The organism is Brachybacterium sp. NPDC056505 (assembly GCF_042794925.1).
GTDB classification, from domain to species: domain Bacteria; phylum Actinomycetota; class Actinomycetes; order Actinomycetales; family Dermabacteraceae; genus Brachybacterium; species Brachybacterium kimchii.
Map to the genome: position 1 here is coordinate 28,853 of NZ_JBHTSV010000032.1, position 11,527 is coordinate 40,379.

Genomic DNA, 11,527 nt, shown 5'->3' on the forward strand with positions numbered 1-11,527 from the left:
GGGGGGGGGGGGGGGGGGGCGGGGGGCGTGCCCTCGGGGGGGGGCGGGGGGGGGCCTGCGGGTGGGGGGGGCCGGGGGGGCGCCCCCCCCCGGGGGGCCGCCCCCCGCTTCTCGTGTCGGGGGCTCCGGCTGCTCCGGGGATTCCGGTGACGTCGTGTCGCGCCCGTCCCCACCTCGACGCCGCCTCGACCTCGCCCCGATGTGCGTGACTATGCATCCTCCTGTATAGTTCTGCGCATGACGCCCTCCGGATTCCCCGACGCGCCCGCACCGCACCCCTCGAACGCCCCTGCGCGCCTGCGCGCCGCGGTCGTCGGCGCCTCCGGGTACGCGGGCGGCGAGACCCTGCGGATCCTCGCCGACCATCCGCGGATCGACGTCACCACCGTGACCGCGCACTCGAGCGTCGGCAAGCGCCTCAGCGAGGTCGCGCCCCACGTGCATCTGGACGAGGATCTCGAGCTCGTCGACACGACCGTCGAGAACCTCGCGGGTCACGACGTGGTCGTGCTGGCCCTGCCGCACGGCCAGTCGGGGCAGATCGCCGCCCGGCTGCGCGCGAGCGATCCCGAGGTGCTCGTCGTCGATCTCGGCGCGGACCACCGGCTCGAGAGCGCCCAGGACTGGGCCGACTACTACGCGGGGGAGCACTCGGGGACCTGGACCTACGGCATGCCCGAGCTGCCGCTGGTCGCCGGGGGATCGGCCGACGGCGCCTCCCGCCAGCGCGACCTGCTGTGCACCGCCCGCGAGATCGCGGTTCCCGGCTGCAACGCGACCGCGGTGACCTTCGCCCTCGCGCCGCTCGTGCGCGCGGGCCTCGTCGACCATCGCGCGCTGAGCGCCGTCCTCCCGGTCGGCTACTCGGGTGCGGGCCGCAGCCCCAAGCAGCACCTGCTGTTCGCGGAGGCCGCAGGCGGCGCCGCGGCCTACGGCGTCGGCGGCACGCACCGGCACATCCCCGAGATCCTCCAGAACCTGCGCCGCGCCTCCGGCGCCGCCGACGCACGCCTCACCTTCACCCCCGTGCTGGTGCCCATGACGCGCGGCATCCTGGCCGTCGTGACCGCGCCCGCGGGCGATGGCGTCACCGAGCAGGCGCTCCTGGACGCCCTCGGCGCGGACTTCGCGGACGAGCCGTTCGTGCACGTCCTCCCCGGCGGGTCCGTCCCCAGCACCCAGCAGGTGGTCGGGGCGAACACCGTGCGCATCGGCGCGACCGTGGACCGACGAAGCGGGCAGGTCACGGTGATCTCCGCGATCGACAACCTCGTCAAGGGCACCGCCGGCGCCGCCGTGCAGTCCATGAACATCGCCCTCGACCTCCCGGAGACCCTGGGCCTGCCGCGCACCGCCCTCGCGCCCTGAGCGCCCGCGCCCCTCGGCGCCCCTCCATCGTCCGCCTCTCATGCACCACGGGAGACACACCATGTCCGTCACCTTCCCCGAAGGATTCCTCGCCGCCGGGATCGCCGCCGGCATCAAGGCATCCGCCGCCGCCGACCTCGCCCTCGTCCTCAACGAGGGGCCGCTCGACGTCGCGGCCGCCGTCTTCACCTCCAACCGCGTGCAGGCCGCGCCCGTCCAGTGGTCCCGCCAGGCCGTGGCGGACGGCCGTGCCCGCGCGGTGATCCTGAACTCGGGCGGAGCCAACGCCTGCACGGGCCCCGAGGGCTTCGCCGACACCCACCGCACCGCCGAGCACGTCGGGGCGCTGCTCGAGATCTCCGCCCAGGACGTCCTGGTCTGCTCGACGGGTCTGATCGGCGAGCGCCTGCCGATGGACGCGGTCCTCGGAGGAGCGATGAGCGCCCGCGACGCCCTGGATCCGGGGGCCGACGCCGGGGCCGACGCCTCGCGCGCGATCATGACCACCGACACCGTCCCGAAGACCGTCGAGATCACGACGCCCTCGGGCGCCCGCATCGGCGGCATGGCCAAGGGCGCGGGGATGCTCGCCCCGCAGCTCGCGACGATGCTCGTGGTCCTCACCACGGACGCGGTCGTGACCGCCGACGTCGCCGACTCCGCCCTGCGCGAGGCCACCCGCACCACCTTCGACCGGGTCGACTCGGACGCCTGCATGTCCACGAACGACACCGTGATCCTGCTGGCCTCGGGCGCGAGCGGCATCGAGGTCGGCGCCGCCGAGCTCGCCGAGTCCCTGCGGGAGGCGTCGGCCGCCCTCGCCCGCATGCTCGTCGCCGACGCCGAGGGGGCGAGCCACGACGTGCACGTGGTCGTCACCGGCGCCACCAGCGAGCACGCCGCGCTCGCCGTCGCCCGCGAGATCGCCCGGTCGAACCTCGTGAAGGCCGCGGTCTTCGGCAACGACCCGAACTGGGGGCGGATCGTCTCGGCCGCGGGCTGCGTGCCCGAGGAGGTCGCGCCCTTCGACCCCGATGCGCTGTCCGTGCACGTGAACGGCGTGCAGGTGTGCCGCGAGGGCGGCGCCCACGAGGACCGCTCCCTGGTGGACATGACCCCGCGCGAGACCCTCGTCGAGGTGGACCTCGGAGCGGGGGAGGCCGATGCCGACATCTGGACCAACGACCTCACCCACGACTACGTCGAAGAGAACAGCGCCTACTCCTCATGACCGAGACGAACCCCGCCCCCACCGGCGCACCCGGCGCTGCAGGCCCTGCCGGATCCACCGGCGCCACGGGCCCCGCCGCGCCGCTCGCGGACTCCAAGAACCCTCTGGGGGATCTCACGCCGGCGCAGGCGGACGCCCGCGCGAAGTCCGAGATCCTCATCGAGGCCCTGCCCTGGATGCAGCGCTTCATGGGCAAGATCGTCGTGGTCAAGTACGGCGGGAACGCCATGATCGACGACGAGCTGCGCCGTGCCTTCGCGGCCGACATGGTGTTCATGCGCCACGCCGGCATCCACGTGGTCGTCGTCCACGGCGGCGGCCCGCAGATCAACTCGATGCTCGAGCGCGTCGGCGTCGAGAGCGCCTTCCGCGCCGGTCTGCGCGTGACCGACGAGGAGACCATGCAGATCGTGCGGATGGTGCTCGTGGGGCAGGTGGGCCGTGAGCTCGTCGGCCTCATCAACGAGCACGGGCCCTATGCGATCGGCATGTCCGGCGAGGACGCCCGGCTGTTCTCCGCCCGCCGCCGCGGCGCCGTCGTCGACGGCGAGGAGCTCGACCTCGGGCACGTCGGAGCGGTGACCCAGGTGCGGCCGGAGTCGATCCAGGACCTGCTGGATGCGGGACGGATCCCCGTGGTCTCCTCGATCGCCCCGGAGATCGACGCCGGCGGACGGCCGACGGGCGCGGTGCTGAACATCAACGCCGATCTCGCCGCGGCCGCCCTGGCCGCGGGGCTCGACGCCGAGAAGCTCGTGGTCCTCACGGACGTCGAGGGGCTGTACCGGGACTGGCCCGACCGCGACTCCCTGATCCCCGAGATCAGCGCGAGCGACCTGCGCGAGATGCTGCCCTCGCTCACGGCGGGCATGATCCCGAAGGCGGAGTCGCTGCTGGACGCCGTGGACGCCGGAGTGCGCACCGCGGCCATGACCGATGGCAGGATCGCGCACGCGGTGCTGCTCGAGGTGTTCACCGCCAAGGGCGTGGGCACGATGGTGAGGAGGGACGACTATGTCTGAGCCGACCGCAGGGGAGACGACGGCGGGCGCCGAGGATCTCGCCGCCCGCTACTCGCGCTCGATGCTCGGCGTGTTCGGCGCCCCGCAGCGGGTGCTCGTGCGCGGCGAGGGCGCGCTGGTGTGGGACGCGCAGGGCAGGGAGTACCTGGACCTGCTGGGCGGGATCGCCGTGAACGCGCTCGGCCACGCGCACCCCTCGCTGGTCGCCGCGATGACCAAGCAGGTCGAGTCCCTCGCGCACGTCTCGAACTTCTTCGCGACGCCCACCCAGATCGAGCTCGCCGAGACCCTGCTGCGCCTCGCGGAGGCCCCCGAGGGGTCGGGCGTGTTCTTCACGAACTCGGGCACCGAGTCCAACGAGGCGGCCTTCAAGCTCGCGCGGCGCACCGAGCGCCCGCGGATCCTCGCCCTCGAGAACGCCTTCCACGGCCGCACCATGGGAGCCCTCGCGCTCACCCACAAGGAGGCCTACCGCGCGCCCTTCGAGCCCCTTCCCGGGGGCGTCGAGTTCGTACCCCCGAACGACACGGACGCGCTCGCCCGCGCCCTCGCCCCGGGAGACGTCGGCGCCCTCTTCCTCGAGCCCATCCAGGGCGAGGCGGGCGTGGTCCCGCTGGATGCCGAGTACCTCCGCGCGGCCCGGGAGCTGACCGCGCAGCACGGCACGCTGCTGATCCTCGACGAGGTGCAGACCGGCATCGCCCGCACCGGGCACTGGTTCGCCCACCAGGGGGTCGACGGGGTCGTGCCCGACGTCATGACCCTCGCCAAGGGACTGGGCGGCGGCTTCCCGATCGGCGCCGTGATCGCCTACAGCCCGAGGGCGCGCGCCCTCCTGCAGCCCGGCCAGCACGGCACGACCTTCGGCGGCAACCCGCTCGGCGCGGCGGTCGCGCTCAGCGTGCTGGGAACCATCGCCGAGGACGACCTCCTGGGCAACGCCCGGCGCACGGGGCAGCACCTCGCGGACCGGACCCTGGACCTCGCCGCGACCGACCCGCGCGTGCTCGGCATCCGCGGCGAGGGACTGCTGCGGGGGATCGCGCTCGCCGACCCCGTCGCCCCGCAGGTCGTCTCCGCCGCGCTCGAGGCCGGATTCATCATCAACGCCGCCAACCCGCGCACGGTGCGCCTGGCCCCGCCGCTCATCATCACGAGCGACCAGCTCGACGCCTTCGTCGACGCCCTGCCCGGGCTGCTCGACGCGGCGAGCGCACCCGCCGACACCGAGCCCGCACCCGCCGACACCGAGCCCGCGATCACCGAGCCCGAGACCACCGAGAAGAGGTCCTGAGATGCCCCGTCACTTCCTGCGAGACGACGACCTGAGCCCGCGCGAGCAGAAGCAGGTGCTGCAGCTCGCCCAGGCGCTCAGCGAGGACCGCTTCGCCCGTCGGCCCCTCGAGGGCCCGCGCACGGTCGCCGTCATCTTCGACAAGGCCTCGACCCGTACCCGCGTGTCCTTCGCGACCGGCGTCGCCGAGCTCGGCGGCAGCCCGCTTGTGCTCGACGCGTCGACGAGCCAGATGGGCCGCGGCGAGTCGATCGCCGACACCACGCGCGTGCTCACCCGGCAGGTCTCGGCGATCGTCTGGCGCACGTTCGGCCAGTCCCGGATCGAGGAGATGGCGCACCATGCGAGCGTCCCGGTGATCAACGCGCTGACCGATGAGTTCCACCCCTGCCAGATCCTCGCGGACCTGCTCACGATCGCCCAGCACACGGGCGGGTTCGGGGCGGACGACGCGGCGCTCGAGAGCCGCTCGATGGCCTATCTCGGCGACGGCTCGAACAACATGGCGCACTCCTACCTGCTGGGCGGGGTGACCGCCGGCATGGACGTGCGCATCGCGGGCCCGGCGAGCCACCTGCCCGCCGCGCCCGTCGTCCGCGACGCCGAGGCCATCGCGCGCGAGACCGGCGGCAGCGTGACCATCACCGACGATCCCGCGCAGGCCGTCGAGAAGGCGGACGCCGTCATCACCGACACCTGGGTCTCGATGGGCCAGGAGGGCGAGGGCGGTCGCGGCGAGGAGACCTTCGCCCCGTACGCGGTGACCGAGTCGCTGATGGCGCGCTCGGGCGGGATCTTCCTGCACTGCCTGCCCGCCTACCGGGGCAAGGAGGTCGAGGCCTCCGTGATCGACGGGCCCCGCTCGGTGGTCTGGGACGAGGCGGAGAACCGCCTGCACGCCCAGAAGGCGCTGCTGACGTGGCTGCTCGAGCATCCTGACGCGGTCTCCGCGGCGCACGCCCGACCCCTGGGGCAGCGATGAGCACCACGGATCATCCCCGCACGCTCGCGCAGACGAAGACCGCGCGCCAGGAGCGCATCGTCGAGCTGCTCACCACCCGCGAGGTCTCCTCGCAGGCGCAGCTGGCGGACCTGCTCGGCGAGTGCGGGATCGACGTCACCCAGGCGACGCTCTCGCGCGACCTCGTCGAGCTGCGCGCCGAGAAGGTCCGCGGCAGCAGCGGCGGTCTCGTCTACCAGGTGCCGGCCGACGGGGGAGACCCCGGCAGCTCGCGCCGGGTCGCGAGCACCGAACTGATCGGGGCCCGGCTGCGCCGGCTGATCGAGGAGCTCCTCGCCTCGGCCGACGTCGCGCAGAACATCATCGTGCTGCGCACCCCGCCCGGGGCGGCGCAGTTCCTCGCCTCCGCGATCGACCGCTCGGTGCTGCCCGAGCTCGTCGGCTCGATCGGCGGCGACGACACGGTGATGCTCGTGGCTCGCGACAACGAGGCGGCCGACGCGCTCGCCGCCCGCCTCCTGGCCCTCGCCGAGGGCCGTCGGGGCGAGGGCGAGCCGCCCGACGCCGAGCTCGACACCACGCGGACCGCGCCCTGAGCCGAGCCCCCGCCGGGGGACAATGACCCCGGACCTCCGTCGGCAGGGACGCACCCGTCGCAGCACCGACCCCGCCCCGACCCGACCGCCGTCGGCCCCGCGCCGACGCACCCACCCGTTTCCACCCCTCACGAAGGAGCATCACCCGTGACCGAACGCATCGTCCTCGCCTACTCCGGCGGCCTCGACACCTCCGTGGCCATCGGCTGGATCCACGACGCCACCGGCGCCGAGGTCGTCGCCTGCGCGGTCGACGTCGGCCAGGGCGGAGAGGACCTCGAGGTCGTCCGCCAGCGAGCCCTGGACTGCGGCGCCGTCGAGGCCTACGTGGCCGACGCCCGCGACGAGTTCGCCGACGAGTACTGCATGCCCGCCCTCAAGGCGAACGCGCTGTACATGGACGCCTACCCCGTGGTCTCCGCGATCTCCCGCCCCGTGATCACCAAGCATCTGGTCAAGGCCGCGAAGAAGTTCGGCGCCTCGACCGTCGCCCACGGCTGCACCGGCAAGGGCAACGACCAGGTGCGCTTCGAGGTCTCGATCACCTCGCTCGCGCCCGAGCTCAAGTGCATCGCCCCGGTGCGCGACCTCGCGCTGACCCGCGACCGCGCGATCGAGTACGCCGAGCGCAAGAACCTCCCGATCGCGACCACGAAGCACAACCCGTTCTCGATCGATCAGAACGTGTGGGGCCGCGCCATCGAGACCGGCTTCCTCGAGGACATCTGGAACGAGCCCACCAAGGACGTCTTCAATTACACCGACGACCCGGCCTTCCCGCCGGTGCCCGACGAGGTCGTGATCTCCTTCGAGCAGGGCGTCCCGGTGGCGATCGACGGCCGCCGGGTGAGCGCGCTCGAGGCCATCCAGGAGCTCAACACCCGGGCCGGCGCGCAGGGCATCGGCCGCATCGACATCGTCGAGGACCGCCTGGTGGGCATCAAGTCCCGCGAGGTCTACGAGGCCCCGGGTGCGATGGCGCTGATCACCGCGCACCAGGAGCTCGAGCGCGTGACCCTCGAGCGCGAGCAGGCCCGCTTCAAGCGCAGCGTCGGCGACCGCTGGACCGAGATGGTGTACGACGGCCAGTGGTTCTCCCCGCTCAAGCGCTCGCTCGACGCGTTCATCGACGACACCCAGCGCTACGTCACCGGCGATGTCCGGATGACGCTGCACGGCGGTCGCGCGACGGTCACCGGCCGCCGCTCGGAGTCCTCGCTGTACGACTTCTCCATGGCGACCTACGACGAGGGCGACCAGTTCGACCAGTCGCAGGCCAAGGGCTTCATCGAGATCTACGGGCTCGCCGCCAAGCAGGCCGCGGCCCGCGACGTGGCCTTCGGCAACGGCGAGGACGTCGACGCCGCCGACGAGGGATCGAAGTGACGGGCTCCGCCTCGTCGCCCGCAGGCTCCGCGTCTCCCGCGGGCTCCGCGTCGTCCGCGGCCCCGGGGGCCGACGGGCAGGGTGTGCCCGACGGCGCGCCCTCGTCAGCCGGCGCCGCGCTCTGGGGCGGGCGCTTCGGTTCGGGCCCCGCGGCGGCGCTCGCGGCGCTCTCGAAGTCCACGCACTTCGACTGGAAGCTCGCGCAGTACGACCTGCGGGGCTCGAAGGCCCACGCGAAGGTCCTCCACGCGGCGGGCCTGCTGAGCGACGACGAGCTGACGCGGATGCACGATGCCCTCGACCGTCTCTCGGCCGACGTCGCCTCGGGCGCGTTCGCCGCGGCCGAGGACGACGAGGACGTGCACACGGCGCTCGAGCGCGGGCTCATCGAGCGCGCGGGCGACGAGCTCGGCGGCAAGCTGCGCGCGGGCCGCTCCCGCAACGACCAGATCGCGACGCTGATCCGGCTGTTCATCCGCGACAGCGCGCGCATCGTCGGTGACCAGGTCCTCGACCTGGTGGGGGTGCTGCTGGAGCGCGCGCGGGAGGTGCACGGCGCGGCGATGCCGGGCCGCACGCACCTGCAGCACGCGCAGCCGGTGCTGCTGAGCCACCATCTGCTCGCCCACGCCTGGCCGCTGCTGCGCGACGTCGAGCGCCTGCGCGATCTCGACGCCCGCGCGGCGATCTCGCCCTACGGGTCAGGTGCGCTCGCCGGTTCGAGCCTGGGACTGGATCCCCGGGCCGTGGCGACGGACCTCGGATTCGAGGACTCCGTGTGGAACTCGATCGACGGGACCGCCTCGCGGGACCTCACGGCCGAGTTCTCCTTCGTGCTGACGATGATCGGGATCGACCTCTCGCGGCTCGCGGAGGAGGTGATCCTGTGGAACACGAAGGAGTTCTCCTTCCTGACCCTGGACGACGCCTTCTCGACCGGTTCCTCGATCATGCCGCAGAAGAAGAACCCGGACATCGCCGAGCTCGCGCGCGGCAAGGCGGGCCGGATCCTCGGGGACCACACGGGCCTGCTGGCGACGCTCAAGGCGCTGCCCCTGGCCTACAACCGGGATCTGCAGGAGGACAAGGAGCCGGTCTTCGACCAGGTCGACTCGCTGGGCCTCGTGCTCCCCGCGTTCACCGGGATGATGGCGACGCTCGTGTTCCACACCGGGCGCATGGAGCAGCTGGCCCCGCAGGGCTTCTCGCTCGCGACCGACATCGCCGACCACCTGGTGCGTCGCGGCGTCCCCTTCCGGGTCGCCCACGAGATCTCGGGCGCCTGCGTGAAGACCGCGGAGGAGCAGGACAAGGAGCTGTGGGACCTCACGGACGCGGAGTTCGCGAGCATCTCGGAGCACCTGGACCCCTCCGTCCGCGAGGTGCTGAGCGTGGAGGGATCCATCGGCTCGCGCGACGCGAAGGGCGGGACCGCCCCCGCGCGCGTCGCCGAGCAGGAGGACGCCCTGGGCGCAGCTGTCGAGGGCCTGCGCGCCTTCACCCGCGGCGCCTGACGGCGGCGCCCCGGGCCGGCGCCCGAGAACTCCGTCGCGCCCGGCGCGGTCGGTGGGGGAGAATGATCCCAGCGCCCGCCCGGGCGCCGCGAACGGACCGATCGAGAGGACCTGATCGATGCAGACCATCCTGGACGAGCTCACCTGGCGTGGGCTCGTGGTGCAGACCAGCGGGCGCGAGGCGCTCGGGACGGCACTCGCGGATGGACCGATCAGCCTCTATTGCGGTTTCGACCCCACCGCCGCCTCGCTCCACGTCGGCCACCTCACCCAGGTGCTGACCATGCGCCGCTTCCAGCTCGCCGGGCACAGGCCCTACGCGCTCGTCGGCGGTGCCACCGGACTCATCGGCGATCCGCGGATGTCGGGGGAGCGGGTGCTGAACGACGAGAGCATCGTCGCGGGCTGGGTGGACTCGCTGCGCGGCCAGATCTCGCGGTTCCTCGACCTCGAGGGCCCCTCCGGCGTGCAGATGGTCAACAACCTCGACTGGATCGGGCAGATGAGCGCCCTGCAGTTCCTGCGGGACGTGGGCAAGCACTACCGCATGGGGACGATGCTCGCGAAGGAGACCGTCGCCCGGCGGCTCGCGAGCGACGAGGGCATCAGCTACACCGAGTTCAGCTACCAGGTGCTGCAGGGCATCGACTTCCTGGAGCTGTACAGGCGCCACGGGGTCAGCCTCCAGTTCGGCGGGAACGACCAGTGGGGCAACCTCATCTCCGGCGTGGACCTCCTCCACAAGGTCGAGGGGAAGGACGCCCACGCGCTCACGACGCCCCTGGTCACGAAGGCCGACGGCACGAAGTTCGGCAAGAGCGAGGGCGGCGCCGTCTGGCTCGACCCCGAGCTCACGAGCCCGTACGCCTTCCACCAGTTCTGGCTCAACGCGGCCGATGCGGACGTCGTGAACTACCTGCGCTACTTCACCTTCCGCGACCAGGAGGACATCGCGGAGCTCGAGCGCGCGACGCACGAGGAGCCCCATCGACGTCGGGCCCAGAAGGCCCTCGCCGACGACCTCACGACCCTCGTGCACGGGGCCGGTGCGACGCGCCAGGCAGAGGCCGCCGCGGCTGTCCTGTTCGGCAGGGGAGAGGTGCGCGAGCTCGAGGAGCCGACGCTCGAGGCCATCGCCCGGGAGCTCACCACGGTCGACCTGCCCGGCACGACGGCACTCGTGGACGCCTTCACGGCGGTGGGCATCATGACCTCCAAGTCCCAGGTCCGACGGGCCGCAGCCGAGGGGTCGCTCACCGTGAACGGCGAGAAGATGGACGCCGAGTCCATCGAGCGCTCCCTGTCCGAGGCGGTGTCGCCCCTGCCCGGCGGGCACGTGCTCGTGCGACGCGGTCGCAAGGCCGCGGCCATGGTGCGGCTGGACGGCTGACGAGCTGGGCTGAATGCCTGAACGCCTGAACGGCTGCGCGACCGGGCGGGACGGCCGAGCGGTTCCTCGGCGCGACGGGTCGAGGTCCGGGCGGCTGCGACCCGCAGGCCTCCCGCCGCGGATGGACCATCACGAGGGCCGGGCCCCGACACATGTCGGGCCCGGCCCTTCCGCATCCGGGCCGCGGAACGCGTGCAGATCCGATGTGATGCCGTGCCCAGTCGCAGCTCACACGCCCCGGCACAGGGGCGCGATGGACGTTCACAAACACGCTTCACCTGCACAGACACCCGGAAGTGGGGTCGCAGCAGAGTCCCCGCCCCGAATTGACCGGCGCTCTCGCCGGGGCCTAATGTCTTCCTTGTCGCCGCAACGAGGACAACGACGGAGGGCCGGCCCTGAGGGGCACGGGACGACGCCGGGACCGAGGAGGGAGACGAGCTGGACCGGGCCTCCCGGGACCCGCACCACGATGTGGCGCAGATCCCTCCGGAGGGCTTGCGGAAGGCGAGGAGCTTCGACTATAGTTGAGCCTCGCGCCTCCCCGACGGAGAGTCGGGCCGCACCGCGGACGGCGCATCGAGCCCCTGACACAACCCAGGATCTGGGTTGCAACGGTGTGCGCGTGTTGTTTGAGATCTCAATAGCGTGTCTGTTTGTTGATGCCAAATTTTTGTTTTGGCATGACGGATGATGTAGCAGATTTATATGAATGTGCTAGTCGTTTGTTTTGTCGGGATTATAGTTTTTCATTTTTTGATGGAG

At 72.3% G+C, this 11,527-nt stretch carries 9 protein-coding genes; all 9 read left to right on the forward strand.

The window, feature by feature from the left end; genetic code table 11:
* Positions 1-237: 237 nt before the first annotated feature.
* The 9 genes from argC (at position 238) to tyrS (ending at position 10,762) form a co-directional block, all read left to right on the forward strand.
* Positions 238-1,368 (forward strand): N-acetyl-gamma-glutamyl-phosphate reductase, encoded by a 1,131-nt coding sequence (gene argC, locus ACFQ53_RS13980; protein WP_377860676.1) that lies wholly within the window; start codon positions 238-240, stop codon positions 1,366-1,368.
* A 61-nt stretch (positions 1,369-1,429) separates the two neighbouring features.
* The gene (gene argJ, locus ACFQ53_RS13985; RefSeq protein ID WP_377860678.1) at positions 1,430-2,599 is read left to right on the forward strand and encodes a bifunctional glutamate N-acetyltransferase/amino-acid acetyltransferase ArgJ; all 1,170 of its coding nucleotides are present in this window, start codon (positions 1,430-1,432) and stop codon (positions 2,597-2,599) included.
* Positions 2,596-3,621 carry an acetylglutamate kinase gene (gene argB / locus ACFQ53_RS13990; protein WP_377860680.1) on the forward strand — a complete coding sequence of 342 codons (1,026 nt, stop codon included), beginning with the start codon at positions 2,596-2,598 and terminating at the stop codon, positions 3,619-3,621. Before argJ ends, argB begins: the two co-directional genes overlap by 4 nt.
* On the forward strand, positions 3,614-4,915 hold the full coding sequence (locus tag ACFQ53_RS13995) for an acetylornithine transaminase (protein ID WP_377860682.1): 1,302 nt from the start codon (positions 3,614-3,616) through the stop codon (positions 4,913-4,915). The genes argB and ACFQ53_RS13995 overlap by 8 nt, the downstream gene beginning before the upstream one ends.
* A 1-nt stretch (position 4,916) precedes the next feature.
* Positions 4,917-5,897 (forward strand): ornithine carbamoyltransferase, encoded by a 981-nt coding sequence (gene argF / locus ACFQ53_RS14000; protein WP_377860684.1) that lies wholly within the window; start codon positions 4,917-4,919, stop codon positions 5,895-5,897.
* Positions 5,894-6,472, forward strand: coding sequence for an arginine repressor (locus ACFQ53_RS14005; RefSeq protein WP_377860686.1), 579 nt, complete (start codon positions 5,894-5,896; stop codon positions 6,470-6,472). Before argF ends, ACFQ53_RS14005 begins: the two co-directional genes overlap by 4 nt.
* A 147-nt stretch (positions 6,473-6,619) precedes the next feature.
* On the forward strand, positions 6,620-7,858 hold the full coding sequence (locus ACFQ53_RS14010; protein WP_249479159.1) for an argininosuccinate synthase: 1,239 nt from the start codon (positions 6,620-6,622) through the stop codon (positions 7,856-7,858).
* Positions 7,859-7,941: 83 nt separating this feature from the next.
* Positions 7,942-9,372 (forward strand): argininosuccinate lyase, encoded by a 1,431-nt coding sequence (gene argH / locus ACFQ53_RS14015; protein WP_377860691.1) that lies wholly within the window; start codon positions 7,942-7,944, stop codon positions 9,370-9,372.
* Between the two features lie 118 nt (positions 9,373-9,490).
* Complete coding sequence (tyrS, locus tag ACFQ53_RS14020) at positions 9,491-10,762, forward strand: tyrosine--tRNA ligase (RefSeq protein ID WP_377860688.1); 1,272 nt, start codon at positions 9,491-9,493, stop codon at positions 10,760-10,762.
* The last annotated feature ends 765 nt before the right edge of the window (positions 10,763-11,527 follow it).